Below are 25,745 nucleotides of genomic sequence, written 5' to 3'. Positions count from 1 at the left end.
TCGGATCCCGCGATCCGATGGCAGGCGATGCGCGATGTCACCGACGAGCCCGCCGACGCGGTCGCCGCCGAACGAGGAGCTGTCGGGCCCGAGCGGCGGCGGCGTACACTGCGAGGCGAGCGAGGTCGGGGGGCCTCGCCGCCGAAGGGGGCGACCATGTCGGGTCACGCGTACCTCACGTTCTTCGCGGATGCGCCGGGCGAGTCGCCCGCCGTCGGCCACGAGGACTGGATCGAGCTGCTGTCGTGGAACTGGGGAGTTGCGGCGGCCGCCACTCCGGGCGCACCGGGCGGCGGTGCCGGCGGCGGCGCCGGCCGACCCGACCCGTCGGAGCTCGTGTGGGAGCACTTCTTCGACGCGGCATCCACGCGAGTGCTCGGGTTCGTGGCATCCGGCCGGCACATCCCGAAGGCGGAGCTGCACGTCACCCGCGGCGGCGGCCACGGCGGACGTGACGCCTGGCTCGTCGTGAAGATGCAGGACGTCACGATCACCTCCGTGGTGACGACGGGTTCGGCCGAGGGCGACGTGGAGCAGAGCGTGGGCATGGAGTTCCGCGCCGTGCGGTTCGAGTACCGCCGGCAGCGCCCGGACGGCTCGCTCGGGACGCCGGCGACCTTCGACTGGGACATCCGGCAGGGCACCGTCACCACCGGGCCGTGACGCCGCGCCGCAGTGCCCGATCGTGAGCGCCCGCCGACCGACCCGCCGCCGGGCACGGGTGTAGCGTCGAGGGCGATGACCGACGCAACCCATCCGTTCTCGTGGCGCTCGATCATCCTCCCGGCCTATCTTCCGACGCTGCTGTTCTCGATCGGCGAGGGCGCGATCCTCCCGGTCATCCCGGTCGTGGCCACCGAGCGCGGCGCCTCGCTCGCGATCGCGGGCCTCGTCGCGGCGATGATCATGGTCGGCGAGCTCTGCGGGGACCTGCCCGCCGGCTGGCTGGTGGCGCGCATCGGCGAGCGCAACGCCATGATCGGCGCGTCGATGCTCGCCGTGATCGGCGTGCTCATCGCCCTCGCCTCCCCCACTGAGCTGGCCCTCGGCGTCGGCATGTTCCTGGTGGGACTGGCGACGGCGGTGTTCGGGCTCGCGCGGCACGCGTTCCTCACGAGCTACGTGCCCGAGGCGGTGCGGGCGCGAGCCCTGTCGACGCTGGCGGGCGTGTTCCGCGGCGGGTGGGCGGTCGGCCCGTTCGTCGCGGCGGCGCTCATCGCCTGGACGGGCTCGACGGAGGTCGTGCTGTGGGTGCTCGTCGTGGCGTGCTTCGCCGTGGTCGCGGTGCTGCTGGTGCTGCCCGACCCCGAGCGGGTGTTCGGTGCCGCGCGGCTCGTGCGCGAGGCATCCGTCGCCGACGCCGGGCTCACGGCCGGCGAGGCCGAAGCGGATGCCGCGTCGCACGGCGTGTTCCGGGCCATCGTGACGTACCGCGCCGTGCTGCTGCGCATCGGCAGCGGCGTCGGGCTGCTCGCGGCCGTGCGGGCGAGCCGCACCGTGATCCTGCCCCTCTGGGCGGTGTCGATCGGGATGCCGCCCGAGACCGCCGCGCTCGTGATCGGCGTGTCGGCGACCATCGACTTCGCGCTCTTCTACGTGAGCGGGCAGGTGATGGACCGGTTCGGCCGCCTCTGGAGCGCGATCCCCGGGCTCGTCGGCCTCGGCGTCGGGTTCCTCGTGCTCGCGCTGACGCACGACCTGCCGGGTGCCGAGGCGTGGTTCACGGGCGTGGCACTCCTGTTCGGCATCGCGAACGGGCTGTCGAGCGGCGTCATCCTCACGCTCGGAGCCGACCTCGCACCGAAGGCCAACCCGGCGCCGTTCCTCGCCGCGTTCCGCACGATCGGCGACGCGGGCGGCGCGGCGGCGCCGCTGATCCTCGCCGCGGTAACGTCGGCGGTGTCGATCATGGCGGCGAGCGCGACGATGGGCGTGCTCGGCTTCGCCGGTGCGGTGATCCTGTGGCGGTACGTGCCGCGGTACGTGCCGCGCCGCCCACACCGCCCACGCAGCACCTGACCTCGCCGCCGGCGACGACCGGTCAGTCGAGCTGCTCGAGCGCTCCCTCGGCGGCCTCGACGTCGTCGCGTGCGCGGTCGACGGCGGTGGCGGCCTTCGCGCGCACGCGCTCGGCCTCGCGCTCGTCGCGCTCCGCGTCGGCGATCTCGGAGCGCAGCTCCTTCAGGCGGGCCTCGAGGTCGTGGCGTTCGTCGCGCAGCTCGTCGGCGTTCCATTCCGCGGCCGCCAGCAGGTCCTGCGCCTCGTCGAGCGCGCGCTGCGCCTGCTCGGCGCGATCCTTCGCCTCGCGCACGTCGGCCTCGGCGCGACGGCGCTCCTCAGCCTTGGCTGCCGCGGCCTCGCGCTCGGCGGCGGCATCCGCGTCGTCGCTCTCGCCCTTCCCCGCCTTCGCACCGGCCTTCCCGCCTTTGCCGGGCTTACCGCCCTTGCCGCCTTTCGCTCCCATATCGGCCGTGCCGACGGCCCGCGCTCGGCTCGAGGGTGACGCCCCCTTCTTCGCAGGCCGGCTCGCGGATGCCTCGCCCGCCACGGCCCCGTCGAGGTCGACGTCCTCGAAGCCCACGGCCTGCAGGCTGCGCACGAGGCGTCCGGTGCGCAGCGCCTCACCCGCCGCCTCGTCGACGGTCCCGGCGATGAGCGTCTGCTCGACCTCGTCGAGCACGGCCCGCGAGGGCGAGCGGTCGGCGGCATCCGCGATGCCCGTCGCCTGCTTCAGCAGGCCCGACACGAGCTTGCGGCGCTCGGACCCGATGGCGGTGAGCGCCTTGCCGTCGCTCGCGGCCTGGGCGTCGCGCAGGTCGGCGCCGAGGTCGAGCAGCTCGTCGACCGCATCGGGGTGCTCGCGCACGAGCACGTTCACGATCCACGCCGAAGGCGACGGCTTGCGGAACTCGCCGATGCGCCGGCCGAGCTCGCGATTGTCGGCCTTGGCCTCCTTGGCGCGGGTGTTGCGCGCGGCCGTGAACTCGTCGGGCACCAGGGCGTAGAGCTCGTCGGCCGCGGTGGTGAGCGCGTCGGTCGCCATGCGTCCATCATGGCCCGCCCGGGTGGTGCGTGTCTCGTGCTCCGGTCAGGGCAGCGGGTCGCCGCTCGCGGCGTCGAACACGACGGTGGCGTCGTCGTACGCGGAGTCGAGGAGCACCATCATGCGCACCGGCCGTGCGCCGGAGGCATCCGCGACAGTGGCGCGCTCGACGATGACGATCACCGAGTCGGGGTCGGTGATGCCGGTCTGCTCCTCGGCTGCCGCGATGAGGTCGGGCACCGTCGAGAAGTCCACCTCGTCGGCGTCGAACAGGGCCGCGGCCGGGTCCTGCGGCTGGATCAGCTCGGGCCCCTGTCGCTCGGTGCGGTCGTAGCGGAACTGGTACCCGTCGATCGTGAGCGCGCCCGGCGCCGACGGGGCTGCGGCGAGCGCGTACTCGTCGTAGAACGCGATGCGCACGAACCGCGTGCCGCCGGTCTCCTCCGCGAGGGCGTGCACGATCTCCTCGTGCCGGTCGCCCAGCACGACGCCCGCCGCAGCAGGGTCCCCCGACGCCCATGCGCGCGCCGTGCGACCGATGGAGTCGTAGGCGGGAACGAGCACGATGGCCGCGGCGGCGACGGTCACGGCCGCGAGGAGCGGCCGCCGCCACGGACGCCCCGGTGCCTTGGGCGTGCCGGCGAGCGTCTGCGGCTCCGATGCCCAGGCGGTGGTCTGCGAGGCGAGCGGCACCGTGCGCTCCCCACCGGTGCGCAGGCGCTCGGCGTCGCGCTCGCGCGCCCAGTCCTCGGGCGGCGCGAACTCGAGCAGCACGTTCGCCTTCGAGGCATCCGGCCGCCGCACGACGATGATCGAGCCCGGTTGCAGCTGGGCGAGCGCGACGATGTCGACGATCTGGCGATGCACGGTCGTGTAGGCGGCACGATGACGCGGCGCGACCGTGAGCACGAGCTCGCACTGGGGCTGGTCGTTCACCGAGAAGCCGGTGCGGCGGATGGTCTCGACGCGGGCCAGTGCGAGCTCACCGGTGTGCAGGGGCCCGCCGGATGCCGCGCCGCGCACGCCGCGGGTGTACGCGCCGATCCCGGCGAAGGTGCCCGCGAGCGACCCCACCGCGAACGCGATGCTCCAGAGCACGGTGTAGCGCGGATCGCCGGTGACGATCGCGCCGACGACGCCGCCGGCGGCGACGCCGAACGCGATGGCTGAGAGGACGGCGAGCATGGGAACCCTTCCACGGAGTGCTGATCCTCCGAGGATGCCCGGCCGACCGTGACCGCACATGGGTAGGCATTGCTCATTCGGCGCAGCACGGTGCTCAGGCCCGGGCGAGCGCCAGTCTCAACCAGAGAAATAGAACGTCGCCAGCAGCACGGCCTGGCTGAGGAACACGAACCCGCCCACGATGATCGCCGCGAGAGACACCCATCCCGGCCCGGTCAGCGGGTCGCGCTTGAACTGCCTGCGGCCGAGCACCCCGAGGATGATCCCGCCGGCGGCCGTGACCAGCGCCGGCACCGCCGGCAGCAGGAACGACCCCACCGAGAGGGCGAGCCCGATGAGCGCGTACAGCGAGATGCGCCGCTGTCCCGCTCGCTCGTCGGCGCGACCCGCGCTCATCGTCCGGCCATCTTCTCGACCTGCATCACCAGGATGACCCGATCGGCCTTGTCGGCGGGCGCCTGCGGGTCGGCCTCGCCGTAGCGCTTGGCGAGGTGCACGTAGAAGGCGCCCTCGGGGTCGGGCACCGTCTCGACGAGCCGTCCGCGCACCTCCACGTACCGGAGCGGATTCTCGGGATCGAGCGCCTCGAGGGTCATGTGCGGGTTGCGCTGCAGGTTGCGGTATTTCGCGCGCTTCGTCGTGTGGGTGAAGCGGATGACGCCGGCATCGCCGTCGTACTCGAACCACATCGGGTTCACCTGCACGCTGCCGTGGTGGCGCACGGTGGCGAGGTGGCCGAAGACGGGTGCGGCGAGGATGCGGGCGAAGTGGTCGCTGAGGTCGGCGGTCATGCCTCCAGTCAAGCGCACGCGTGCACCCCGCGGCATCCGTCGTGCCCATTCCGGGGGTGATGTGACGGATGCGCGTGCGTGTCGCGTTCGTGCCGGCGGCCCATGCCCGCGCCCGTCCACTACATTCGGCCGTGGGGGCACGGTTGTTCCAGCACCACAGAACGGAGTCGACGGATGACACGGACGGAGCCTGCGCGTGCTGACGAAGCATCCGCGCCCAGCCATTCCCAGACCGGCATACTCCAACCGGTACTGCACCCCGGCGAGGTCGACGGACTCGTCGACCGGATCATCGCCGACGAGCTCGCGGCCATGCGCACGGCGTTCGGCGAGGGCGCGGAGTACGCCGTGACCCACATGGAGTCACCGCGCGAGCGCACGCTGCACCGGCTGGAGTGCCCGGCCCTCGAGCCGTTCCTCGATCGACACTCCCAGTGGACCGAGCACCACCGCCGTCGCCTCACGATGAACCCCGGGCACCGACTCAGCGTGCCGGCGCTCGTGACCCGGCAGTCCGCGCGCGGGCTGTCGGGTGTGCGGAGCTGCAAGGTGTGCTGGCCGAACGTGCACGGCAGCGACCCGCGACCGCTTCGACGCCTGAAGGCGCGGGGGCTTCGCGCACATCACGTCGGCCACATGCTCGCGACCGAGGACGGCGGCTCGCTCGGAACGATCGTGCGCTCGGCCCTGCAGACGGGGGCCGACCTGTTCGGGGTCAAGCAGGACTCGGTCGAGGTCGTCACCTCGGCGAGGACGCTGTGGTACTCCGCCTCCGAGCACGTGTTCATCTGGGACCTGCCCACCGACGAGGAGACCATCCGGCGCAAGACCGAGCTCCTGCATCGCCTCGGCTCGAACGTGACCCCGGCGGCCTGGATCCACTGAGGCGCCGGTGCGAGCTCCGGCGCGTGTTCAATGGAACACCGACCGGGCGGTGACCGTCACCTCGATCGGCACCTCGAGCGGCACGAGGTCGGTGTGCAGCGGCGCCTCCCAGGTGGATCGCAGGGTGACCGTGGCGGTGCGTCCATCCACGGATGTCGCCGCCACGAGCTCGACGTCGTCGAGATCGGTCGCCACCACGGCGAGGTACTCGGCAGCGGAGTCGCGCACCTCGGCGGAGTCGAGTTCGATCGCCAGGCCATCGCCGTCGAGGCGCACCCTCTCGAGGCTCCACGCCTCGGCGGCCGCCACTGCGGCGCCGTCCGCGAGGGTGAACAGCCGCTTGCGCTCGAGGTACAGGGTCGTCGCGGACACGACCACGAGCACGATCGAGAGTCCGAGGAAGCAGTAGAAGATCGTGAGGAGCAGCGTCGACCCGGTCTCGCCGCGATCGGGATGCGAGCCGGTCACGCCGTTCACGGCGAACCCGAGGCGAAGCGAGACACCGTCTGGGTGGCCGTCGCCGTGATCGGCACGCTGCCCATCGTCTCGAGGGCGAGGAGGTCGGGCACGAGCGGCAGCTCGACTCGGGCGAGCACCGAGACGCTCACGCGCCCGCCGGGCTCGAGGCAGTCGCGTCGATCGCAGGAGATCGAGACGGATGCCGCCGCCGGGTCGATCCCGTAGTCGCCCAAGGTCACGCGGACCGCGCGATCCACCGCGACATCCGATGCCTCGCGATCGGCGGCGAGCACGGCGACGCGGGCGGCCTGGCGGGCGGCTCCCTCGACGCCGAGCGCGGCGGCCTGGATCACGGAGACGGCGACGACGAGGTAGACCAGCGGCACGAGCAGGATGACGCCGACGGTGAGGAACTCGAGCGACGCCGATCCTCGATCCGCGGTGAGCCCGGTCGCCACCGGAGAGTCGCGCGGTCGGCCATCGCTGCGCTCACTCGACGATCTCGAGGGCCGCATGCCCGGAGACCTCCAATCCGCGCTCCAGTCCGAGCAGGCCGACCACGGGCAGCGTCGCGCGAACGGTGACCTCGACGGCGGGAACACCCGCGATGGAGGTCGTGCCCGCCGAGACATCGCGCGCGTAGTCGGCCGACACCGCCGCGGAGATCAGCTCCTTCGCGCGGTTCACGCCGGCAGGCCCCGACGAGCCGGCGAGCGCCGCGTACCTGGCTCCCTCGGCCGCCGCATCGAGGAGGGTGTTGCGCACGTGCAGGGCCAGCGCGAGCTGGACGACCGCGAGGGCGAGGACAGTGAGCAGCACGCCGACCATCGTGAACTCCGCGACCGCCGAGCCGCGCTCGTCGGCGACGACCTCGCGCAGCCGGCCGCCGCCGCGATTGCGAACGGCGGCGGTCAGAACCCGAGCACGCGACCGATCGCCTGGTCGAAGACGCCGCTCAGCGCCGGCCCCGCGAGTCCCCAGATGACGATCACCAACCCCGCTGTCATCAGGGTGATGAGCACCCAGCCGGGCACGTCGCCCCGTTCGTCCCGCAACTGCTCCGTCATCCGCTCCGTCAACCGCTCTCGCATGTTCGTTCCCTTCGTTCGTGCACCCGTCGGTTCCTCGACCTCTCCCCATCGCCCGGCCGGCCATCAGAAGCCCGCCTGCAGCACCAGGTAGCCCGGGAAGAGGGCGAATGCGATGGTGACGGGAAGGATGAGGAAGATGAGCGGCACGAGCATGGCGATCTCCTTGCGGCCGGCGAGCTCGATGATCGTGCGCTTCGCCTGCTCGCGCGCGTCGCCCGCTTGCGACCGGAGCACCGCCGCGAGCGGCGCACCGCGTTCGAGGGCACCCAGCACCTGGTCGAGCGCGCGCGAGAGCGCCGGATGGTCGAGGCCGTCGCGCAGGTCGACGAGGGCCGCGGTGAGCGGAACCCCGGTGCCGACGGCGGTCACGACGCGAGACAACTCGGTCGGAAGCTCGCCGGAACCGGTGCGGGCGACCCGCCGGATCGCGTCGAGCATGCCTTCGCCCGCTGTGAGGCTGAGGGTCAGGAACTCCAGCACCGTGGGCAGCTCGTCGGAGATCCGTGCGAGTCGTCGTCGAGCGGCCCGTTGCAGCAACCAGTCGCGCACCACGGCGCCGAACGCCGCCGCGACGATCGGGAGGGCCAGGCGCAGCACTGACGGCATCGCGGTGAAGGCGGGAGCGGCGAGTGAGAGCGCCGCACCCAGCACGAACCCGGCAGCCGACCACGCGAGCTGCTCGCCACGGAAGCGTTCGACCGTGGCCGTGGACCCGGCCTGACGCAGTCGCCTCGCGATGACGTCGTTGCCGCCGAACCAGCGGGCCGCACCCGAGCGGAACCGAGACACGATCGGGTTCATGACGAGGCCGAGCACCGGAGCCGGATCCGATGGACGGCGCACGAGCATCGCGCGAGCCTCGGCGGAGAGGTCGGCGACGTACGGCGCGACGCGCTCGACGAGCCTCGGCCGTCCCACGCGCGGAACGGCCGACGCGATCAGCCACAGGCCGAGGCCAAGGACCACGCCGAGCACGATCCCGATCGGCGCAATCGCATTCAGCGAAGCCATCGACGCTCCTCGGGGAGTCGACCGAGCGCGATCATGGCGCGATACGCGACGGTCGTCACCACGACGCCGACGAGGACGAGCACCGAACCCGCTGTCGAGTCATAGGCGACGAGCGTCTCAGGTCGAGACGAGAGCACGAGCAGCAGCAGCCACGGCGCTGCGACACCGAGCCGAGCAGCGTTGCGGATCCACGATTGACGGGAGACGACCTCGGCTCGCAGCGCCGCGTCCTCCCTGAGGTAGCCCGCGAGTCCGCGCAGCACGGCGGTGACGTCGCTCCCGCCGACTTCTCGCGCCATCCGCAGGGTCTCCAGGATGCGATCGGCCACCGGGTCGGCGAGTGCGCCCTTGAGTCGATCGAGGCAGGCCGAGAAGTTACCGTCGCGACCGTAGTCGGCCGCGAACGATCCGAAGGCGCTGCGCGTCGGCGCGGGCCCGAGCTCCGCCAGCGCCGCGACGCTGTCGGGGAGTGACATCCCCGCCCGAACGGACGCCACGAGGTGGTCGACGACGTCGGGCCAGACCGCACGGTTCGCCTGGCGGCGGCGGGTCGCGCGGGCGTGCACGACGAGCGGCACGACCGCTCCCCCGAGCACGGCGCCGACGACGGTGATCACCGGGATCTGGAGGACCGCCTGGGCCGTCGCTCCGGCGACGATCGCGAGCACGGCGCAGACCACCGCGACCATCGGCAGCGGCACCCCGCCGAGGCCCGCCATGGCGAGCGCGTCGCGGACGCCTCGGAACGGTGGCGGCGCAGCGCTCAGCCCGTCGGCGCGGGCCGGCCACGTGAGCGGCGATACCGTCAGGAGCAGGCCGAGTCCGAGGAGACCTCCGAGGATCAGGCTCACGCCGCCTCCCCGGCGAGCACGACCTCGGGATCGAGTCCGGCAGCGAGGAACTTGGCGGTGCGCGGCGGACGAGCGCCGGTCGCGACCAGGTCGCCGCCCAGGCGCGCGAAGAGCGTCTCGGCCTCGACGGCGGCATCCGTGGTCGAACCGGTCGGCGCGACGATCTCGACCACGCGGCGCGCGCCGTCGCGATCGATGCCGAGGTGCACGACGAGGTCGATACAGCTCGCGACGGTCGGCACGACGAAGGCCGAGTCGATGTTGCGCCCTGCGAGGAGGGGAAGCGTGCAGAGCTTCACGAGTGCGTCGCGAGCGGAGTTCGCGTGGATCGTGCACATGCCCGGAAGCCCCGAGTTCAGCGCGATCAGCAGGTCGAGGCTCTCGGCCTCGCGGACCTCGCCGACGACGAGCCGGTCGGGCCGCATGCGCAGCGCCTCCTTGATGAGGCGGCGCAGGGTGATCTCGCCCGTGCCCTCGAGGCTCGGCTGGCGGCACTGCATCGAGACGAGGTCGCGCACGTCGAGGTCGAGCTCGAACGTCTCCTCGACGGTCACGACGCGGTCGTCGACGCGCGCACCCGACATGAGGGCGTTGAGCATCGTCGTCTTGCCCGTGTGCGTCGCTCCGGACACGAGGATGTTGGCACCCGCGAGCACGCTCATGCGCAGGAACTCGGCCGCCTGGCGCGTGATCGAATCGAGCTCGACGAGCTGGCCGAGCGACCGGATGCCTCGGTGGAACTTGCGGATGTTGACGGCCCAGTGCGCCCGGGTCACATCGGGGATGGCCACGTGCAGTCGCGAGCCGTCGGGAAGGGATGCGTCGACGAAGGGCGACGAGAGGTCGACGCGACGACCCGAGTGCTGCAGCATCCGCTCGACGAGCTCGCGCACCTCGCGGTCGGAGAGCACGACGGTCGTGAGCTCGGCGACGCCGTCGCGCGCCACGAACACTCGCAACGGCCCGTTGATCCAGATCTCCTCGACCGTGGGGTCGTCGAAGTAGGGCTGCAGCGGCCCGTAACCGGTGATCGAGGCGAGCACCTCGCGGGCGGCCGAGGCCTCGTCGCCGAGCTGGGCGTGGGCGCCGGCCAGGGCCCGTTCGCTGTAGCGCCGGATCTCCTCGTGCGCGTAGCGCGCCGCCGCCGTGCCGTCGGCCGCGAGGTCGACCCCGTCGCGCAGGACACGGGTGCGCACGCGGTCGGCGATCGTGCGCACGGGGTCCGTCATGGGCTCCATATTGGAGGGGCACGGATGCCGCGGCGCGAACTTATCCACAGCGGCATCACGCGACCCGTGACGCCACCCCGTGCTGTCTCATCTGTCCCTCCAGTGATTGATGCACGTGCGCTGCGGGCGTACCGTTCGCCCCATGGACCCTGTGACGTGGATCGTGATCGGTGCGGCGATCGTGTTGTCGGCGATCGGAGTGGCCGTCTGGAATCGGACCCACCGCGGGAGTTCGAAGGTCGACTCGTTGGACGCCGGTTCCGCCGATGAGGTCCGGGCGGCTCAACAACAGGTCGACGGGTCGCAGGGCCGGTTCGGCAGGAAGCCGTTCTAGGCGGGTTCACGCTCGCCCCAACACCTCGGCGGTGAGCGTCCGTTCGTCCGGTGGTCTTGGTCTGCCGACGTGTTGTTCACATTTAGTAGTTGATCTGATACAGTACTGGGCATGATCCAGGACACCGCAGACGAAGCGTTCACCGCCGACCTGCTCCGCGGCCACACCGACACGATCGTGCTCGGCGTGCTCCGACGCCACGACAGCTACGGCTTCGAGATCTACAAGTCGATCCGAGAGGCCACCGGCGGCGCCTACGAGATCAAGGAGGCGACGCTCTACGCGAGCTACCGCCGGCTCGTGCGCGACGGACTCGCCGAGGCGTACTGGGGCGACGAGTCGCAGGGCGGCCGCCGCAAGTACTACCGCATCACCGACGCGGGCCGCGCCGCGTTCCGTTCCAACGTCGCGACCTGGGTCGCGACCCGCGGCATCATCGACGACCTGCTGGGCACCGCCGTGCCGGCACACACGAAAGGCACCCGGGCATGAACGCCACCGATCCCATCCGACGCAGCACCGACATCCACCGGCTCCTCGACGAGGCATTCGCGGGGGTCGAGCTCACTCCTGAAACGCAGGACCTCAAAGAGGAGATCCGCGACAACCTCCTCTTCCGCGTCGCCGAGCTCGAGGCATCCGGTGTCGAACCGTCGGATGCCGCGCGCCGGGCGATCGCCGAGCTCGGCGACATCCGCGCCCTCGTCGACGGTGAGGCCGCCGCAGCCTCGCCCGCCCGGCCCGAGTCCGCCTCCGCAGCGGCGCTGCGCAACCAGGTGCGACCGAAGCCCGGCTTCGTCGTGCGCACGGTGCTCATCTCGATCGTCGCCGCGGTGGCGCTCGTGCTGCTCGTGCTCGGCCTCGTCGGCGTGCTTTCGTTCGGCACCGGCGTGCTGATCGGGCTCAGCGCCGTGTTCGGCGCCGGGCTCGGCGTCGTCACGGCCGATGCGCTGCGCCAGGAGACCACCACGAATCATCCGCTGCCCACCGGCCGCGCCGTCGCATTCGGCGCCTCGACCGGGGTGCTGCTCGCCGGGCTGGCGTTCACGGGGGTCGTCATCGTGCGGCTCGACCTCGCGTGGATCATCCTCGGCGCCCTGCTCGTGATCGCCGCGATCGGCGTGCTCAGCTACCTCGGCGCGACGCAGACGAACCGGCACAAGCCGTGGATGGTCGAGCAGCAGCGTGCCATGCGCACCGGCAACCGCTTCGAGGAGGACCCGGCCTCGGCCGCGCGCTTCGGCATCTACACCGCGGCGACCTGGACCGTCGCGTTCGTGGTCGCCATCGTGCTCGGCTTCACGGTCGGCTGGCTGTGGGCGCCCGTCGCGCTCGTCGGCGGATTCGTCGTGATGCTCATCGTGCTCGCGCGCATGCTCTTCGGCGCCGACGCGCGCAGCAAGGGCTGAGCCGCATCCGAGAGCTCGCGGATGCCACGGGCGCGCCGTCTCCCTCGGACGGCGCGCCCGTCTGGCGTTCGGGCCAGCGCCTAGACTGATCGGGCACTCGCGGGAGTGGTGGAATCGGCAGACACGCAGGATTTAGGTTCCTGTGCCTTCGGGCGTGAGGGTTCAAGTCCCTCCTTCCGCACGTACGCCGATGCGATTCCTTCCGCGACGTTCCAGGCGAATGGGCAATGCCGCTGAGGGCAGGCGGATTACCGCAACCGAGACCGGTCAGGGCCGCGCGGGGATCTAGGATTTCCTGGTGGAGCGGTTTGCGTTCGTGATGTGCGCGGGGTTCGGCTTGAGCGCCGCCTGCTGCTTCTTGATGTACGTTCGCATACGCGCAGGTCGGTTCTACCCGAACCGGTGGCTCGGAGTCGCGACGAGTGTGACGCGCCGCAACGGGCACGTCTGGGAACCCGCGCACAAGGCCGCCGCGCCATGGATTCTCCGCGCGGGCGTCGTTGCTCTGCTGGCGTCCGTGCTTGCAGGCGCAAGTCTCATAGCGGGAGCTGAAGACGGGCTCGGCTGGTGGTTGACGATCGCGGGCGCAGCGACGGGCGCCGCGGCGGTCCTGATCTTCAAGATCGGCGCAGAGGGATCGGCCCTCGCGGCGGCCGGCAGTGGGCGCGATTAGAGCGCGTCAAACAGCCGCGCGCGTCCGCAGAAGGACCCGTGACCGGGCACGGCCACGCGAAGGCGAAGAGTGCCATGGTGCGCGACGACTCAGCGGATGTGCGGCGGGGTCGGCTGCACCACCTATCAGGCACAATGAACCCGTGACCGAGCCGCTTCGCCCGCCGAGAGAGTCCGCAGTTCCTGGCTTGATCGGCTGGTTCGCCGCAAGGAACGCGGCATGGGGCTCGCTCCTCGGTGCCTGCATCTCCATCGCCTGGATGGTGATGATTCAGGACTTCTTCTTCGCCGTCTTCATCGCACTCGGCAGCGCCGCGCTCTGTGCTGTCTATGCTGCGATCAGCTCCGTGCCGGCCTTCTTCGCGGGCCAGAGCGCCGCGCGCTTTCGGGCGCTCGTCGTCGGGGTCGTCTTCGCCAGCACCGCGATGGCGCTCCAGATCGTCCTCCTCACCCTCACCAACGCCCACTCGAGCTTCACGTGGCACGCCGGGGCGTTCTCCGTCCTCGGCGCCACTAATGCCGCGTTCATATTCCGAGGCACACGTCATAGGGTCGCGGCGGACGCTTCCAATGGAAGCGGCTCGATAGCGCAGCGTTGACGGATCCCGTTAGGACTGGTGCTTGCGGCTTCTGATCCACATGGCCAGAGTCACGACGCCTGCCGCTGCGACTGCAGCACCTCCGAAGAGCAGGGTGTTCCACACTATGAAAGAGTCCACGCCCGACGGTCTCATGCGCGAAGCGCGCGCGCAACGATCGCAGAGGCTTACTGAGGGATCGTCGACGAGCATTTAGGCCCGCCGGATGGGGCCGCGTAGGGGCCACGGTTCGTACTTCACGTCGGCGAAGTTCGCGACTTCGTCGCTCAGACGCCGAGCGATCTCTTCCCCGGCGGCGCCCCATTGGTCGCGGGCCTCGACGCTGTCCCATCCATCTGCGTCGTCGAAATGCGCTTCCCAGAACTCGTTCCACGCCGCGATCGATGTCGTCAGATCCTCGGACAGCCCGTACATCGCGGGCGTCGTCGTGTAGCCCACATCCCAGGTAGGCGTCGAGTTCTCCCACAGCGGCCAGTCCCGCGAGTAATCCGGGAACAGACGGATAACACGTCGCTCGGACGGCATCTCGCTCATGGGGTGAGGCTACCTCTACGAGCAGGGCGTCACGATCTGCAAGTGGGTCGCGTTGAGGGATCGTCCGCAGAAGGACCCGTAATCGAAACGCGGGTGATCGACGTCGCGGGGTTGCTGCAACGTCTACCCCAGCGTCACGGTCATACACACGAGCGGGTTCACGAACGTGAATGGACACCGTCGTGCAGATGCCCGAAGGTCGGGAACAACACGGTCGCACCCTGGAAGGGCCGAGCAATGGAGTACGAACAAGTCCGCGAACTGCTTCTGCAACAGTGGACGTATACCGGGGGACCCAACGAGTCCAAGGCGTCGGAGCTCTACCATGACGACGTCGTCCTCGAATTCCCTCAATCCGACGAGTGGTTCCAGGGCAAGATCAATCAGCAGGGCTGGCGAGAACGCTACCCGGCGAAGCTCGATTTTCAGCCGCAGGAGATCAGAGGCTCGGGCGACCTCTGGGTTGCGGAGGGGCTGCTCAGCTATGACGGGGGCGAACCGCTGCACTACGTCAAGATCCTGGAGTTTCGAGGCGACAAAGTAGCGCGTGAAACGCTCTACTTCGCCGACTCCTTTCCGGCGCCACAATGGCGCCAGCCGTGGGCAGCGAAAGGACCGCGACCCAAGCGCCAGCATGACCTACCCGAGCACGTCATGGGCGGAAACTGAGCTGGTCTGCCGCCAGTGAGCCCCCGCGCAGACACCGGACCGACTGCGAGCAGGTTCTCTGCGCATACCGCGACTGAGCTGGCCACTGTCGGTCCGGTGTCCGCGGCGGCGGGCTCCACGCGGTAGGACTTACACGGATGCCTCCTGTCGAACGTCGGTCGTCGCGGGACCGGCTGGGACGGCGGGGGTTCGAGGCCAGGTCCAGGCGGAGCGCAGGATGAAGGCCAGGAGCAGCACCTCGATTCCGATGGAGATGCCGTAGAAGAAGGCCCACTCCCAGGTCGCCCCTGCCGCGTTGAACATCGAGTAGGGGATGAGGAGCGATCCAACGACGAGGTTCGTGGCGCGATTCACCCGGGCGGGCAGCGTCATGGAGAGCACCACCATCAGGGCGGGGATCGACACGGAGACGAGGAAGATGGTCAACAACGTCGAGCTGATGTCGAAGGTCCAGATGAGGCCATTCAGGATGCCGTCGACGACGCCGGGCTTGTAGAAGTTGAAGACGTCGACGTAGATGTAGAGGAACATGAAGCTGGTCCACGCGGCGGCGATCTTGACCTGCACGGGGACCGGCGGGTTGTCGAGCAGGTTCGGGGTGTTCGTTCGGTTGGTCATCGGTTCTTCTTTCGAGAGGAGCGGTCCCTCCGCCGGAGTGGCGACAGGTCTGGGCGTGCATACGCACGGGTTGAGTCGTTCTCGTCGGTCCGGTCGTCAGACGGTGATCACGACCTTCCCTCGGGTGTGGCCGGCCGCGACGTAGCGGAGGGCGCCGGATGCTTCGTCGAGGGGGTAGGTGCGGTCGATGACGGGCGTGACCTGCCCGGTCGTGAGCAGGTCTGCCAGCGTGAGCAGGTCCTGACGCTTCCCGAGCGACGTGAAGGGCTTCAGGTGCTGACGTGTGAACCCGGACAGCACTCGCGCTGTGACGATCCGACCGATGGGGCCGATCCAGCGGCCGCCGCGTCCGCTGTTGGGGATCAGGGTGCCGGTGGGTGTCAGCACTCGGCGGACAGCCGCAAGGGGCTGGGCTTCCACGTTGTCGAGGATGACGTCGTAGCGCTTCTCGGTGCGGGTGAAGTCGGTCCTTGTGTAGTCGACGACGTGGTCGGCACCGAGGGAGCGGACCAAGTCGACGTTGCGGGTGCTGCACACACCCGTCACCTCGGCGCCGAACGCCTTGGCGATCTGTACGGCGAAGGAGCCCACGCCGCCCGACGCGCCCGTGACCAGCACCCTCTGGCCCGGTCGAACGTTCGCGATCTCGCGCAATGCCTGCAACGCCGTCATGGCCGAGGTGGGCACCGCCGCCGCGTCCATGACCGACAGGTCGGCGGGCACGGACACGAGGTTGTCCGCGGGGACGCAGGCGTACTCCGCGAGGGTTCCTGCGGTACTCCACCCGAACACCTCGTCGCCGGGGCGGAGAGCGGTGACATCCGTCCCGACCGCTGCCACCACGCCGGCGAGATCCCTGCCAGGGATGCCGTGGCGCGGCCGGCGGAGCCCGAACACCAGGCGCACCACGTACGGCTTCCCGGTCATGACGAAGTAGTCGCCCGGATGTACCGAGGCCGCGCCCACCTGGACGAGCACATCGCCCCGACCGGGCAACGGGATCGCGACCTCGGACGACTCGAGCGCCGAGGGCGGGCCGTAGCGGTGCTGGACGGCGGCCCGCATGGTCGCCGCCCCGGCCCGACTCGCGCCCGGCACCAAGCGCTTTTCCGCATTCGATCGCTGTTCGATTCCCACGGAAGACTCCTCACGTCCGAGCTGCGACTCTCGCCGGTTCGTACACTGTACGCGTACACCGTACTATTGCCCGTACGCTGTACGATTGTCAAGCGGTCGAATGAGCGAGGGGTCCCGTGTCTGCAAAGGAACAACACCAGGTCGCGTCTGACGCGGGGCTGAGCAAGCAGCGGGTGGTGCTGGAGGCGATCCGGCTCGCCGACCGCGAGGGGGTCGACGGTCTGAGCATGCGCCGGCTCGCTGGCGCGCTCGGCGCGGGCGCGATGTCGCTCTATCACTACGTGGCGAGCAAGGACGAGCTGCTGGACGCCATGGTCGACCTCGTGTTCGAGGAGATCGAGCTTCCGCCCGAAGAGACCGACTGGCAGTCGGCGATGCGGCGGCGGGCAGTATCCGCTCGACAGGTTCTCGCACGCCACCCGTGGGCGATCGGCCTGTTGGAGTCGCGGACATCGCCGGGGCCCGCGAACCTCCGCCACCACGAAGCGGTCACCGCCTGCCTGCGGAGGGCTGGCTTCACGGTCGTGATGGCGACGCACGCCAACTGGTTGCTCGACAGCTACGTCTACGGTTTCGCCCTGCAGGAAGCCAGCCTGCCGTTCGACACGGCCGATGAGTTCGCGGACATGGGCGAGGACGTGTACCTGCCCCAGCTTTCTCCTGACGAGTTCCCCTACCTCAACGAGTCCGCCGCGGCGCTCGTCGCAGCCGGCTACGACCCAGCCGAGGAGTTCACCTTCGGCCTCGACCTCGTCCTCGCCGCCCTCGAGCCCCTCAGAGCCTCCGCGGAGCGACGCTCACCGACCCCCTGAGGGGTGCACCGCATCAGGGCGCCGAGTTGACCCGTGAGAACGAAGGGAGGTAATCCCATCAACCCCGAATCGCCGGCTTCTCACTTCTCGGCACGGCGCTCAGACGTCGATGAGACACGGCGGACGGCCCGCATGCGGATCGGTAAGCGACCCCTCAGCGCATCACGCGCTTGGGTGGCGTTAGCGCGTGGCGGGAAGCGAACGGAGCGTGCCTTGGCCGTTACGTCGATTCGGTGAGGAAGTGGACGGCGAAGCCGCAGTACGCGATCCACGAGGTCGTGGTGAGGATCGTGTTGGCGAGGATCAGCTTCCACGCGCCCACGCGTTGTCGGATGGCGTGCCGCTCCGACCCGACCACCAGCCGTGAATAGATCGAGGGCACGTTCACCACGATGGCCAGAACTCCTGAGACGGAGGCGAACGCGCCGAACGTGAGCAGACCCCCGTTTCCCAGCAGTCCGGGAGCTGTGCTTGGTTGATCGCCCCAGCCGCCGACCAGGGTCGCGACAAACACTGCAAGAGTGACGAGCATGGCTATCGCGGTCGTCAGCGAAGCCCGCTGCCGGAACATGCCGAAGCGGATCGCATCGTCGCTGAGCTCGGGTTCACCGTCTCGGCGCGGCTCACCATCGTGCCGACTCCGCCACGCGACCACCTCTCGTGCGAGGACCGCCACGATGGTGTACGGGATTGCGACGTACGCGGCCGCCATCCCCATGTACAACGTCGCGAACAGAGCGGGGGTGAACCCGAAGACCGCGAATCCCACCGCGAGGATCAACAGCGTGACGGCGACCGTAGCGAGCGCCCCTGGACGTTGACGTACCGGATTCCGCTCAGTCAGTGCCTCGGTCACGCAATCTCCTGTCCGTTCGGGTCTGAGCAGTCAAGCCGCGTCCCTGCCTGACGTGGGCGACCGGTTCGGCTTCCGCCACCACTGTCACCTGGCTGCAACGTTGAGTTCCACGGCCTCGGCCACGAGTGCCTTGACCGCCGCTTCGTCCACCCGGTCTCCATCGAAGTAGTCGATGGCTCGGACGACTTTGCTGTCCAGCCGGGTATTGAAGAGATCGCTGCGTTCCATGCGGGCACCCTTCGCAAACGTCAGCCGTACGGCGCTCTTGAGCACGTCGACGAAGCAGACGTCTCCGTCATGCGTCCAAAACGGAACTCCCTCCGGTTTGGAGGGCTTCTTGTACTTGACCACCTCGACGGCGGCCGGGTCGGCGGCCATGATCGCAGCTCGAAGCGCGACGAGCACGTCCTGTTTCCAGCCGCTCTGCTGCGCGATGATGTCGTCGATCTGTTCGGAATCGGACTTGTCAGTCATGCGCGAATACTGGCGAAGAGAGCTGACGAAATCAACACCCGAAGTCGGTCGAACACGCGCGCGGCGGGATCGGCGATCGTGCGCTGGCCGCGATTCCACGCTTATGGTCGCGCGTTGTCGCGGCGCCGTTTCGGGTTCACGTCGCTCCTTTCGCACCCGGCTCGCCGGTCAACTCCCCGGTGCGAGCAGCCAATCCGGCAGGAGCCTCGCGAATGCCAGCAGCGACAGTCCAGCCGACACGACGGCGCAACCGAGTGCCGCGACGGCCTGTGGGAGTCGTCGACCCGTTCGTCGGCCGTTCGCCACGGACAACCCACTCATGACCGCGGTCCAGAGGCCGAGGCCAAGGATGGTCGCCGTGACGAGCAGGAGAAGTGTCGCCGTTGCGAGCGACGGTGCCGCGGAAGCCGCCACTTTCGACGACGTGACGACCAGCGCTGCGGCCGCGACCAGCTCGATGATCGCGCAGACCAGCGACGAGATCGCGATGAAGTTGGTCGGGGACCTGGGACTGAGCTCTGCGTAGCCCTTCATGTACTGGACGATGTGGTGATCCTCGGGCTTCGCGCGGAACTCCGTGTCGGACCAATGCTCCCCCTGCCACCATCGCTCCAGGTCGGGAGCCTCAGGGTCTTCGTACCATCCGGGTTCGGCGGGTTCGACGGTCACGCTGTCCATCATCGTGCACACTCGTCGACGAGGGCCCGGACGAGCGAAGTGCGTGGCAGCTGACTACCAGGTCGCGACGTACTCCGAAACGGGCAGCACGGTGCTCCGCACGACGGGGAGGCCCCGGCCGATCGCCTGGTCGATACGCTCCCGCAGGGCCGCCGAGTCGATGCGGTAGTCCACGAAGTCCGTGTCGCTCGCGTAGACGCCGATCGGCAGCGTGATCGCCTGGAAGAACGAGAACAACGGGCGGAACTGGTGCTCGATGATGAGCGCGTGCCGGTCGCTGCCGCCCGTCGCCGCGAGCAGCACCGGCTTGTCGATGAGCGCGTACTGCCCGACGAAGTCGAACACGTGCTTGAACAGGCCCGTGAACGACGCCCGGTAGACCGGGCTCGCCACGATGAGCAGCGTCGCCGACTCGATGCGTCGCAGCGCGTCCTCGGCGATCGGGTTCAGGTCGTCACGGCTGAGCGCACCCGAGAACTCGCGCCCGATCTCGGAGAGCTCGATCAGGTGCGCCTCGACCTCGAGGTCGTCGCCCGCGCCCGACCGCAACGCGGTCGCGAAGCCCTCGAGGATCTCTCGCACGAGCACGGTGGTCCTCGACGGCGAGTGCAGGCTTCCGGAGACGGCGACGACGGAGATGATCGGCATGGTGGGACGCTAACCGGCTCGCGGCAGCGCCGGAACCGCAGCGGACGCGTGGGGTAAGAGTGCGCAACAGGCGTTCACATCGACGGGGCATGTCCTCGTCGGCGTTGTGGACGGCGTGTCCTCGTGGCGCGGCATCCGTCATTCCGGCGTGGCGCGCGTTCGGCGCCCGCGCACCATTCGGATCTCTCGCACGCCGTCATCCACCTGCACGGTGCCGTCGGCGACGAAGCCGTGCTTGCGGTAGAACGCCTGCGCCCGAGGATTCGGATCGGCGACCCAGAGCGCCGCCGCTTCGTGCGGGTCGACGACCGCGTCGAGCAGGGCGGCACCAGCGCCCGATCCGTGCTCGGCTGCCACGACGTACAGCACGTAGAGGTGCGTCGCCCATCCCGGCTCCGGGGGGTCCGGCGGGCCCGCGAGCGCGACGCCGATGATCTCGCCGTCCCGCTCCGCCACCGCGGCGCGGCTCTCGCGGTAGCGCTCGTCGCTGATGGCGGCGGTCCAGAACCGCTCCCGCGCGTCGGGAAACGCCGGGTCATCGAGGACCTCGTCCCGCATCAGCCCGCGATACGTCTCCTGCCACGAGCGCACGAGCACGCGCGCCATCTCGGCGGCGTCCTCGACCCGCGCGGCACGGACCCTGATCGGGGAGCTCATGCCCGAACCCTACCGATCGCGGTCGCCGATCCGAAGCAGGCGACGACGGATGCCGCGCGGCCCATCGGCCACGCGGCATCCGTCGCTCTCCGACTGCTCCGGAGTTCGGCAGCACGGCGGGTCGACTTCGGGTCTTGTCAGGTCATGCCGTGTGCGCCAGGGTTCGCTCGCCGACCCCGACCCAGCCGGAGTCGCGTTCGGAGCTCTGCTCGACCGCCGCGAGCACGCGCTGCACCTGGAGCCCCTCGGCGAACGACGGATGCGGATCGATGCCGGCGTCGATGGCCTCGACGAGGTCCTTCACCTGGTGGCTGAAGCCGTGCTCGTAGCCGAGCGTGTGGCCGGCGGGCCACCAGGCCGCGACGTACGGATGCTCCGGCTCGGTCACGAGGATCTTCGTGAAGCCCTGCAGCTGGTTCGGCGCCGTGCGGTCGTAGAACCGCAGGGAGTTGAGGTCCTCGAGGTCGAACGCGAGCGCGCCCTTGTCGCCCGAGACCTCGATCGAGAGCGCGTTCTTGCGTCCGGTGGCGAACCGCGTCGCCTCGAACGACCCCAGCACGCCGCCGGCGAAGCGACCGGTGAAGATCGCGATGTCGTCGACGCTGACCTCGCCGAACCCCTCGGCGGCCGTGCCCGAGAGCCCCGAGCCGGCACCCTGCAGCGGCCGCTGCTTCACGATGGTGTCGACGACGCCCGACACCCGCTCGAGCTGCATCCCCGTGACGAACTGCGCCAGGTCGATGGCATGCGCGCCGATGTCGCCGAGCGCGCCCGAGCCGGCGTGCTCCTTCTGCAGGCGCCATCCGAGCGGCATGTCGGGGTCGACCAGCCAGTCCTGTCGATAGCTCGCGCGCACCTGCGCGATGCGGCCGACCGCCCCCTGGGCGATCAGGTCGCGCAGGAAGGTCACGGCCGGAACGCGCCGGTAGGTGAAGCCGACCATGGCACGGATGCCGCGTGCCGCAGCGCGAGCGGCGGCATCCGCCATGGCCTCGGCCTCGGCGACCGTGTTCGCCAGCGGCTTCTCGCACAGCACGTGCTTGCCCGCCTCGAGCGCGGCGATCGCGATCTCGGCGTGCGAATCCCCCGGCGTGACGATGTCGACGAGGTCGATGTCGTCGCGCGCGATCACCTCGCGCCAGTCGGTGGCCGACTCCGCCCAGCCCCACTTGGCCGCGGCATCCGCGACCCCCTCGGCGTTGCGGCCGACGATCACCGCCATCTCGGTCTCGACCGGGAGGTCGAACACGCGCTGCGCCGTGCGCCAGCCCTGCGAGTGGGCGGCGCCCATGAAGCCGTGGCCGATCATCGCGACCCGCAGCGTGCCGCTCACGACAGCACCACCTCCCGCTCGACCTGGACGCGGTTGCCGACGTAGCGCTGCGGCGCGATCTGCATGTAGAGCAGGCGCAGCGTGAGCGTCACGTCGACGTCGATGCGGTCGCCGGCCTCGGGCACGTCGTCGAGCGGGATCACCACGTCGGGGCGATCCTGCAGGAACCAGAGCGTGTCCCACTGGTCGCGCAGTTCGTCGATGCGATAGCTGCGACCCTGCAGCTCGAAGCGGAGCCGGTCCTTGGGGATCTCGGCGCCGTTCACCGCGACGGCGACGTCGTCGACCGCCGACAGCCAGAGGCTGCGATACCACGGGAGCTGGATGGAGACGGCGATCCCCTCGGGGTGCCGACGTACGTCCGTCTCCCGGTAGAGGGAGTTGTGAGTGGCCATGGGGGTTCCTTACTCGAACGTGTCGTCGAACGTGTCGTACGGCACGGGCGGGGCGGGCTCGAGCACCTGCCGGGTCGATGGGCTGTACGGGTGGTACGCACTGGGCACCGGCTCGTCGGCCGGCGGCATGAAGACGGGCTTGCCGTCGTCGCCGAAGTACATGAGGTCGAGGTCGAACGCGTGCTGGTTCTTCTCGCCGAAGCTGACCCAGTTCTCCTCGAACGGCGCGCGGGCGAGCTCGTAGCAGCGGAACTTCCAGATCTTCCACTCGCCGTCCTGGCGCAGGAAGTCGATCGCGTACTTGCACCACACCCAGTGCGCCCAGACCTTCTTGCCCTGGACCTCGCCGGGCGAGTACATGTAGTCGGGGCTCTCCTCGGCGACCTCGGGGTCGGTGAGTCCCGACTCCGTGCCCGCCATGATCCACACGCCCTTGGCGGTCTCGCCGTCGCCGGCGACCTCGATGACGGGCGTGGTCGTGGAGTGCAGGATGAGCTTGCCGACGGGTGTCGGGCGTCCGCGGTGATAGCGGATGACGCTCTCGTACTCCGTGTACTGCCCGGCGTTCGTGTAGCGCGCCCGGATGCCGGGCGTGCCCTCCTTCACCCAGAGCGGCACGATCTGCTCGTCCTGGAACGCGTTGTGCAGGTACATGTAGCGGTTGAAGAGGTTCTCGACCTCGCCGCGGTCGTTCGCGCGGCGCGCGAGGCGGGACGCCTCGGCGAGCTCGGCGCGCAGGCGGTCGAGCTCGTCGCGGAGCGCGGCGACCTCGGTCGTGGCATCCGTCGTGGCGGTCTCGGCGAGCTGATCAGACACGGGCAGCCACCGCCTCCTCGATCGCCCGGCGCATGAGCCGGTGCTGCTGCTGCACGAGGACGATCGGGTCGGACTCGCCGAGGTCGGCGAACGCGTGCCCCTCCCACTCGCTCGAGAGGTAGCCGCGGTACCCGCCTTCGACGAACTGCCGCACGATGCGCGGGATGTCCATCGCCGGCTCGTTGCCCTCGTCGTCGATGTCGTAGAACTTCGCGTGCACGTGGAAGATCTGCGGCATGATGTCGAGCCACTCCTCGGGCGGCACGAGCCCGTGCATGTTGAACGCGAGGCGCGTGAACGGCCCGAGGCGTGCCGGGTCGAAGTCGTGCGCCCGCAGGTAGTCCTCGAACTCCTGGTTGCGCTCCTGCATGGGCAGCGGCTTGCGCCAGATGTCCTGCATCACCGTGAAGTGCTCCTCGGGCAGGCCCATCTGGGTCAGCGTGCGGAAGAGCGTCGGCGAGAGGCTGTGCATCGTCGAGCTGAAGTCGGCGGTGAAGCCGAGGCGGTCGGAGCCGAGCTCGTCGTACATCTCGCGGATCCCGACGACCTTGGGGTCGTTCGGGCCCGACGGCGCGTGGATCTCGTAGCCGAGGCGCTGGTCGTACTGCTCCGCGAGCGGCAGCAGGCGACGGAGGAGCTCCTTGCCGGCCGAGCGGATCACCACCGTGCGGAAGCCCAGCCGGTTCGCGGTGCGCAGCTGCACCGCGAGGAACTCGAACTCCTCGTCGGGCGTCATGTCGCGGTCGGGACGGCGGCCCATGTCGAGGTTGGTGCCGATCGCGCTCGGCTCCAGTCCGAGGCGGTCGAGGTTCGTCTTCCACATGCGCACGAAGTCGTCGTCGACGTCGGGATAGGTGCGCAGCATCTGCGCGCCGTTGAACTCGACGCCCGGGCCGAGGCCCTTGTCGGCGACCTCCTGCAGCAGCGACTCGAACGTGTAGTGCCCCGCCGCCCACTCGCTCGTGAGCGAGTAGAGCGTGAGGCCGAGCCGGATGCCGGTGCCGGCGATGCCGTTCGTCTCGTCGGTCATGGTGGTCCTCTCGTCGTTCATGCCCGCACCGCCTTGCGCAGGTGGGCGTCGAGGATGGCGCGGGCCTCCGCGGCATCCGTGATCATGCGGGAGCCCGCCGCCTCGGCGGCCGAGCGCTGCACGGCCTGCTCGCCGGCGATGATGTCGAAGGGGCTCTGCCAGTGGTTCCAGTGCCAGCCCTCGTACTCGCTGGAGATCGCGCCGTTGTAGCCGTTGTCCACGAGCAGCGCGATGAGATCGCGCACGGGCACCGAGGGCTCCTCGCCCTGCTCGTCGATGCCGAAGAACTTGCCGTGCACGTGGCGGATCCACGGCATGATCTCGAGCCAGTCGTCGACCCGTGCCGGGCCGAACAGGCCGGTGCCGTTGATCCCGAAGTCGATGCCGAGATCGGGCCGGCCGTTCTGCGCCGCGAGGCCGATGAACGCGCCGAAGCGCTGGCCGTGCTCGGCCTGGTCGGCGGGCGGGCCCTGCTCGTAGAAGCCGTTCCAGAGGTCGACGACCTTGGCGAGCAGCTCCTCGGATGCCCCGCGACGGCGGTACGCCTCGAGCAGCGAGGGCGCGAAGCCCGACACCGTCGCGCCCCAGTCCATCGTGAACCCGAGGAACGGGGAGCCGACCTGCTCGTAGCGGTCGCGCAGCGCGAGGATGCGCGGGTGCGAGGCGTACTGGTCGGCGTGCACCTCGAGCGCGAGCGTCACCCCGTGCTCCTCGGCGATGGGTGCGAGCTGCTCCATCGAGTCGGGCGTGAGCGAGATCTGCACCCGGGCGATCGGGAAGCCGAGCTTCGCGGCCGCCACGATCTGTCGTCGCATGTAGTCGATGAGCTCGTCCTGCGTGAGGAGGCGGTCGCGGTGGATGCCGATGTCGGCGTTCACGGCGAGCGACGTCGTGACGAGGCCGACCTCGTCGACGAGGTCGCGGAACCAGCCGGCGAACCGGTCGTCGATCTCGGGGAAGCCGCGGAAGCTCGAGAACCCGATGACCTCCAGGCCGGGGCCGTAGCCCTCGGCCGCGACCTTGCGGATGAGGCCCTCGAGGTCGTACTCGCGGGCATGGAACGCGCGAGTGAAGCTGTAGAGCGTGACGCCCTGGATGGGCGTGCCGAGTGCGTGGTTCATCGCTGTCCCGCCTTCATGGTCTTGCGGTCGTGCTCCTCGATGTGGAGCACTTCGTTCTCGCCGATGACGATGTAGGGGATGTAGAGCTTCACGTCGACGTCGACCTGGTGCTCGGCGTCGTCGGCCTCGACGGGAACCTCGCCGGACAGGACGGCCGAGTCGGTGGGGAACCACCACTCGCCGGTCTCGTCGACCAGCTCGTCGAAGCGGAAGGTGCGGCCGTTCATGGTCCAGCGCAGCGAGTCCTCCGCGGCCGGCACGCCGTCGATGCGGAGGACCGCGCCGGCGATGCACGAGCCGGGCAGGGCCCGATACCACGGGATGCGGACCTCGACCTCGGCGCGGCGGCCATCGGTCGTGAGCGTGTTCGGCTCGATGATGCGATCGGGGATCACCGCGACCTCCTCG

At 69.8% G+C, this 25,745-nt stretch carries 34 protein-coding genes and 1 tRNA gene; 10 read left to right on the top strand and 25 right to left on the bottom strand.

Annotated elements, in window-relative coordinates; all coding sequences use genetic code 11:
- Positions 1-156 precede the first annotated feature (156 nt).
- Together EV187_RS08105 and EV187_RS08100 are read left to right on the top strand one after the other, a co-directional pair.
- Positions 157-663 (top strand): Hcp family type VI secretion system effector, encoded by a 507-nt coding sequence (locus EV187_RS08105; protein ID WP_165391142.1) that lies wholly within the window; start codon positions 157-159, stop codon positions 661-663.
- 75 nt (positions 664-738) lie between these two features.
- Positions 739-2,019: an MFS transporter gene (locus EV187_RS08100; RefSeq protein WP_130352567.1), complete on the top strand. Its 1,281-nt coding sequence runs from the start codon at positions 739-741 to the stop codon at positions 2,017-2,019.
- 22 nt (positions 2,020-2,041) lie between these two features.
- Here EV187_RS08100 and EV187_RS08095 read toward each other — a convergent pair whose 3' ends face one another.
- From EV187_RS08095 to EV187_RS08080, 4 genes are all read right to left on the bottom strand, one after another.
- Positions 2,042-3,043, bottom strand: coding sequence for an ATP synthase subunit B family protein (locus EV187_RS08095; protein ID WP_130352566.1), 1,002 nt, complete (start codon positions 3,041-3,043; stop codon positions 2,042-2,044).
- A gap of 45 nt (positions 3,044-3,088) precedes the next feature.
- Positions 3,089-4,228 (bottom strand): hypothetical protein, encoded by a 1,140-nt coding sequence (locus EV187_RS08090; protein WP_130352565.1) that lies wholly within the window; start codon positions 4,226-4,228, stop codon positions 3,089-3,091.
- A gap of 117 nt (positions 4,229-4,345) precedes the next feature.
- On the bottom strand, positions 4,346-4,624 hold the full coding sequence (locus tag EV187_RS08085; RefSeq protein WP_130352564.1) for a hypothetical protein: 279 nt from the start codon (positions 4,622-4,624) through the stop codon (positions 4,346-4,348).
- Positions 4,621-5,019, bottom strand: coding sequence for a PPOX class F420-dependent oxidoreductase (locus tag EV187_RS08080; RefSeq protein ID WP_130352563.1), 399 nt, complete (start codon positions 5,017-5,019; stop codon positions 4,621-4,623). The genes EV187_RS08085 and EV187_RS08080 overlap by 4 nt, the downstream gene beginning before the upstream one ends.
- A gap of 174 nt (positions 5,020-5,193) precedes the next feature.
- On the opposite strand from EV187_RS08080, the gene EV187_RS08075 reads away from it, so the two are divergent.
- A complete protein-coding gene (locus EV187_RS08075) occupies positions 5,194-5,904 on the top strand; it encodes a hypothetical protein (RefSeq protein ID WP_130352562.1) in 711 nt (236 codons plus the stop codon).
- Positions 5,905-5,931: 27 nt separating this feature from the next.
- Here EV187_RS08075 and EV187_RS08070 read toward each other — a convergent pair whose 3' ends face one another.
- The 7 genes from EV187_RS08070 to EV187_RS08045 form a co-directional block, all read right to left on the bottom strand.
- Entirely contained in the window at positions 5,932-6,381 is a 450-nt protein-coding gene (locus EV187_RS08070) for a pilus assembly protein TadG-related protein (RefSeq protein ID WP_130352561.1), read from the bottom strand.
- Positions 6,378-6,821 (bottom strand): hypothetical protein, encoded by a 444-nt coding sequence (locus tag EV187_RS08065; RefSeq protein WP_130352560.1) that lies wholly within the window; start codon positions 6,819-6,821, stop codon positions 6,378-6,380. Before EV187_RS08065 ends, EV187_RS08070 begins: the two co-directional genes overlap by 4 nt.
- 31 nt (positions 6,822-6,852) lie before the next feature.
- Positions 6,853-7,242 carry a TadE/TadG family type IV pilus assembly protein gene (locus tag EV187_RS18710; protein ID WP_278039441.1) on the bottom strand — a complete coding sequence of 130 codons (390 nt, stop codon included), beginning with the start codon at positions 7,240-7,242 and terminating at the stop codon, positions 6,853-6,855.
- Positions 7,243-7,274: 32 nt separating this feature from the next.
- Positions 7,275-7,454: a hypothetical protein gene (locus EV187_RS18705; RefSeq protein WP_242609500.1), complete on the bottom strand. Its 180-nt coding sequence runs from the start codon at positions 7,452-7,454 to the stop codon at positions 7,275-7,277.
- Positions 7,455-7,517: 63 nt separating this feature from the next.
- Complete coding sequence (locus EV187_RS08055) at positions 7,518-8,465, bottom strand: type II secretion system F family protein (RefSeq protein ID WP_130352559.1); 948 nt, start codon at positions 8,463-8,465, stop codon at positions 7,518-7,520.
- Complete coding sequence (locus EV187_RS08050) at positions 8,453-9,316, bottom strand: type II secretion system F family protein (protein WP_130352558.1); 864 nt, start codon at positions 9,314-9,316, stop codon at positions 8,453-8,455. Before EV187_RS08050 ends, EV187_RS08055 begins: the two co-directional genes overlap by 13 nt.
- Positions 9,313-10,545 carry a TadA family conjugal transfer-associated ATPase gene (locus tag EV187_RS08045; protein ID WP_207221785.1) on the bottom strand — a complete coding sequence of 411 codons (1,233 nt, stop codon included), beginning with the start codon at positions 10,543-10,545 and terminating at the stop codon, positions 9,313-9,315. The genes EV187_RS08050 and EV187_RS08045 overlap by 4 nt, the downstream gene beginning before the upstream one ends.
- Positions 10,546-10,990: 445 nt before the next feature.
- On the opposite strand from EV187_RS08045, the gene EV187_RS08040 reads away from it, so the two are divergent.
- The 5 genes from EV187_RS08040 (at position 10,991) to EV187_RS08020 (ending at position 13,559) form a co-directional block, all read left to right on the top strand.
- Positions 10,991-11,371, top strand: coding sequence for a PadR family transcriptional regulator (locus EV187_RS08040; RefSeq protein WP_130352556.1), 381 nt, complete (start codon positions 10,991-10,993; stop codon positions 11,369-11,371).
- The gene (locus EV187_RS08035) at positions 11,368-12,288 is read left to right on the top strand and encodes a permease prefix domain 1-containing protein (RefSeq protein ID WP_130352555.1); all 921 of its coding nucleotides are present in this window, start codon (positions 11,368-11,370) and stop codon (positions 12,286-12,288) included. Before EV187_RS08040 ends, EV187_RS08035 begins: the two co-directional genes overlap by 4 nt.
- A gap of 99 nt (positions 12,289-12,387) precedes the next feature.
- Positions 12,388-12,469: transfer RNA gene (locus EV187_RS08030), tRNA-Leu, on the top strand.
- A gap of 117 nt (positions 12,470-12,586) precedes the next feature.
- Positions 12,587-12,961: an SdpI family protein gene (locus tag EV187_RS08025; RefSeq protein ID WP_130352554.1), complete on the top strand. Its 375-nt coding sequence runs from the start codon at positions 12,587-12,589 to the stop codon at positions 12,959-12,961.
- A 142-nt stretch (positions 12,962-13,103) separates the two neighbouring features.
- Positions 13,104-13,559 carry a hypothetical protein gene (locus EV187_RS08020; protein WP_130352553.1) on the top strand — a complete coding sequence of 152 codons (456 nt, stop codon included), beginning with the start codon at positions 13,104-13,106 and terminating at the stop codon, positions 13,557-13,559.
- Between the two features lie 192 nt (positions 13,560-13,751).
- Here EV187_RS08020 and EV187_RS08015 read toward each other — a convergent pair whose 3' ends face one another.
- Positions 13,752-14,093, bottom strand: coding sequence for a hypothetical protein (locus EV187_RS08015; RefSeq protein ID WP_130352552.1), 342 nt, complete (start codon positions 14,091-14,093; stop codon positions 13,752-13,754).
- 237 nt (positions 14,094-14,330) lie between these two features.
- Here EV187_RS08015 and EV187_RS08010 point away from each other — a divergent pair, with 237 nt between their 5' ends.
- Complete coding sequence (locus tag EV187_RS08010; protein WP_130352551.1) at positions 14,331-14,762, top strand: nuclear transport factor 2 family protein; 432 nt, start codon at positions 14,331-14,333, stop codon at positions 14,760-14,762.
- Positions 14,763-14,891: 129 nt separating this feature from the next.
- Here EV187_RS08010 and EV187_RS08005 read toward each other — a convergent pair whose 3' ends face one another.
- Positions 14,892-15,380, bottom strand: a complete 489-nt coding sequence (locus EV187_RS08005) for a DUF6326 family protein (protein WP_130352550.1) — start codon at positions 15,378-15,380, stop codon at positions 14,892-14,894.
- Positions 15,381-15,476: 96 nt separating this feature from the next.
- Positions 15,477-16,445, bottom strand: coding sequence for an NAD(P)-dependent alcohol dehydrogenase (locus EV187_RS08000; protein ID WP_130352549.1), 969 nt, complete (start codon positions 16,443-16,445; stop codon positions 15,477-15,479).
- A gap of 188 nt (positions 16,446-16,633) precedes the next feature.
- Here EV187_RS08000 and EV187_RS07995 point away from each other — a divergent pair, with 188 nt between their 5' ends.
- Positions 16,634-17,329: a TetR/AcrR family transcriptional regulator gene (locus tag EV187_RS07995; RefSeq protein WP_130352548.1), complete on the top strand. Its 696-nt coding sequence runs from the start codon at positions 16,634-16,636 to the stop codon at positions 17,327-17,329.
- Positions 17,330-17,549: 220 nt separating this feature from the next.
- Here the strand turns inward: EV187_RS07995 and EV187_RS07990 are convergent, their stop codons facing one another.
- The 11 genes from EV187_RS07990 to EV187_RS07940 form a co-directional block, all read right to left on the bottom strand.
- Positions 17,550-18,185 (bottom strand): hypothetical protein, encoded by a 636-nt coding sequence (locus tag EV187_RS07990; RefSeq protein ID WP_130352547.1) that lies wholly within the window; start codon positions 18,183-18,185, stop codon positions 17,550-17,552.
- 84 nt (positions 18,186-18,269) lie between these two features.
- Positions 18,270-18,659, bottom strand: a complete 390-nt coding sequence (locus EV187_RS07985) for a DUF1801 domain-containing protein (RefSeq protein WP_130352546.1) — start codon at positions 18,657-18,659, stop codon at positions 18,270-18,272.
- Between the two features lie 168 nt (positions 18,660-18,827).
- Positions 18,828-19,328, bottom strand: a complete 501-nt coding sequence (locus tag EV187_RS07980; protein ID WP_165391141.1) for a DUF2510 domain-containing protein — start codon at positions 19,326-19,328, stop codon at positions 18,828-18,830.
- Between the two features lie 63 nt (positions 19,329-19,391).
- Entirely contained in the window at positions 19,392-19,985 is a 594-nt protein-coding gene (msuE, locus tag EV187_RS07975) for an FMN reductase (protein ID WP_130352544.1), read from the bottom strand.
- 138 nt (positions 19,986-20,123) lie between these two features.
- A complete protein-coding gene (locus tag EV187_RS07970; RefSeq protein WP_207221783.1) occupies positions 20,124-20,642 on the bottom strand; it encodes a GNAT family N-acetyltransferase in 519 nt (172 codons plus the stop codon).
- Between the two features lie 142 nt (positions 20,643-20,784).
- The gene (locus EV187_RS07965; RefSeq protein WP_130353240.1) at positions 20,785-21,951 is read right to left on the bottom strand and encodes a Gfo/Idh/MocA family protein; all 1,167 of its coding nucleotides are present in this window, start codon (positions 21,949-21,951) and stop codon (positions 20,785-20,787) included.
- A 20-nt stretch (positions 21,952-21,971) separates the two neighbouring features.
- Entirely contained in the window at positions 21,972-22,370 is a 399-nt protein-coding gene (locus tag EV187_RS07960; protein WP_130352543.1) for a C-glycoside deglycosidase beta subunit domain-containing protein, read from the bottom strand.
- Between the two features lie 9 nt (positions 22,371-22,379).
- Entirely contained in the window at positions 22,380-23,186 is an 807-nt protein-coding gene (locus EV187_RS07955; RefSeq protein ID WP_130352542.1) for a nuclear transport factor 2 family protein, read from the bottom strand.
- Entirely contained in the window at positions 23,179-24,237 is a 1,059-nt protein-coding gene (locus EV187_RS07950; protein WP_242609499.1) for a sugar phosphate isomerase/epimerase family protein, read from the bottom strand. The genes EV187_RS07955 and EV187_RS07950 overlap by 8 nt, the downstream gene beginning before the upstream one ends.
- Positions 24,234-25,337, bottom strand: coding sequence for a sugar phosphate isomerase/epimerase family protein (locus EV187_RS07945; protein ID WP_130352541.1), 1,104 nt, complete (start codon positions 25,335-25,337; stop codon positions 24,234-24,236). Before EV187_RS07945 ends, EV187_RS07950 begins: the two co-directional genes overlap by 4 nt.
- Positions 25,334-25,732 (bottom strand): C-glycoside deglycosidase beta subunit domain-containing protein, encoded by a 399-nt coding sequence (locus EV187_RS07940; protein WP_130352540.1) that lies wholly within the window; start codon positions 25,730-25,732, stop codon positions 25,334-25,336. Before EV187_RS07940 ends, EV187_RS07945 begins: the two co-directional genes overlap by 4 nt.
- Positions 25,733-25,745: the final 13 nt, after the last annotated feature.

The sequence above is a fragment of the Agromyces ramosus genome (genome assembly GCF_004216665.1).
GTDB lineage: Bacteria > Actinomycetota > Actinomycetes > Actinomycetales > Microbacteriaceae > Agromyces > Agromyces ramosus.
This window is presented reverse-complemented; position numbering and strand designations above follow the sequence as displayed.

What these genes read in the sequence shown, in the direction of transcription:
- EV187_RS08000 (WP_130352549.1), bottom strand. Translation starts at nt 16,445, where the DNA reads ATGCGGGCCGCCGTCCAGCACCGCTACGGCCCGCCCTCGGCGCTCGAG.
- EV187_RS08090 (WP_130352565.1), bottom strand. Translation starts at nt 4,228, where the DNA reads ATGCTCGCCGTCCTCTCAGCCATCGCGTTCGGCGTCGCCGCCGGCGGC.
- EV187_RS07965 (WP_130353240.1), bottom strand. Translation starts at nt 21,951, where the DNA reads ATGATCGGCCACGGCTTCATGGGCGCCGCCCACTCGCAGGGCTGGCGC.
- EV187_RS08040 (WP_130352556.1), top strand. Translation starts at nt 10,991, where the DNA reads ATGATCCAGGACACCGCAGACGAAGCGTTCACCGCCGACCTGCTCCGC.
- EV187_RS07950 (WP_242609499.1), bottom strand. Translation starts at nt 24,237, where the DNA reads ATGAACGACGAGAGGACCACCATGACCGACGAGACGAACGGCATCGCC.
- msuE (WP_130352544.1), bottom strand. Translation starts at nt 19,985, where the DNA reads ATGCCGATCATCTCCGTCGTCGCCGTCTCCGGAAGCCTGCACTCGCCG.
- EV187_RS07970 (WP_207221783.1), bottom strand. Translation starts at nt 20,642, where the DNA reads ATGAGCTCCCCGATCAGGGTCCGTGCCGCGCGGGTCGAGGACGCCGCC.
- EV187_RS08085 (WP_130352564.1), bottom strand. Translation starts at nt 4,624, where the DNA reads ATGAGCGCGGGTCGCGCCGACGAGCGAGCGGGACAGCGGCGCATCTCG.
- EV187_RS08010 (WP_130352551.1), top strand. Translation starts at nt 14,331, where the DNA reads ATGGAGTACGAACAAGTCCGCGAACTGCTTCTGCAACAGTGGACGTAT.
- EV187_RS08080 (WP_130352563.1), bottom strand. Translation starts at nt 5,019, where the DNA reads ATGACCGCCGACCTCAGCGACCACTTCGCCCGCATCCTCGCCGCACCC.
- EV187_RS08045 (WP_207221785.1), bottom strand. Translation starts at nt 10,545, where the DNA reads ATGACGGACCCCGTGCGCACGATCGCCGACCGCGTGCGCACCCGTGTC.
- EV187_RS07985 (WP_130352546.1), bottom strand. Translation starts at nt 18,659, where the DNA reads ATGACTGACAAGTCCGATTCCGAACAGATCGACGACATCATCGCGCAG.
- EV187_RS08075 (WP_130352562.1), top strand. Translation starts at nt 5,194, where the DNA reads ATGACACGGACGGAGCCTGCGCGTGCTGACGAAGCATCCGCGCCCAGC.
- EV187_RS08005 (WP_130352550.1), bottom strand. Translation starts at nt 15,380, where the DNA reads ATGACCAACCGAACGAACACCCCGAACCTGCTCGACAACCCGCCGGTC.
- EV187_RS18705 (WP_242609500.1), bottom strand. Translation starts at nt 7,454, where the DNA reads ATGCGAGAGCGGTTGACGGAGCGGATGACGGAGCAGTTGCGGGACGAA.
- EV187_RS08100 (WP_130352567.1), top strand. Translation starts at nt 739, where the DNA reads ATGACCGACGCAACCCATCCGTTCTCGTGGCGCTCGATCATCCTCCCG.
- EV187_RS08035 (WP_130352555.1), top strand. Translation starts at nt 11,368, where the DNA reads ATGAACGCCACCGATCCCATCCGACGCAGCACCGACATCCACCGGCTC.
- EV187_RS08015 (WP_130352552.1), bottom strand. Translation starts at nt 14,093, where the DNA reads ATGAGCGAGATGCCGTCCGAGCGACGTGTTATCCGTCTGTTCCCGGAT.
- EV187_RS08055 (WP_130352559.1), bottom strand. Translation starts at nt 8,465, where the DNA reads ATGGCTTCGCTGAATGCGATTGCGCCGATCGGGATCGTGCTCGGCGTG.
- EV187_RS07945 (WP_130352541.1), bottom strand. Translation starts at nt 25,337, where the DNA reads ATGAACCACGCACTCGGCACGCCCATCCAGGGCGTCACGCTCTACAGC.
- EV187_RS08105 (WP_165391142.1), top strand. Translation starts at nt 157, where the DNA reads ATGTCGGGTCACGCGTACCTCACGTTCTTCGCGGATGCGCCGGGCGAG.
- EV187_RS07960 (WP_130352543.1), bottom strand. Translation starts at nt 22,370, where the DNA reads ATGGCCACTCACAACTCCCTCTACCGGGAGACGGACGTACGTCGGCAC.
- EV187_RS08095 (WP_130352566.1), bottom strand. Translation starts at nt 3,043, where the DNA reads ATGGCGACCGACGCGCTCACCACCGCGGCCGACGAGCTCTACGCCCTG.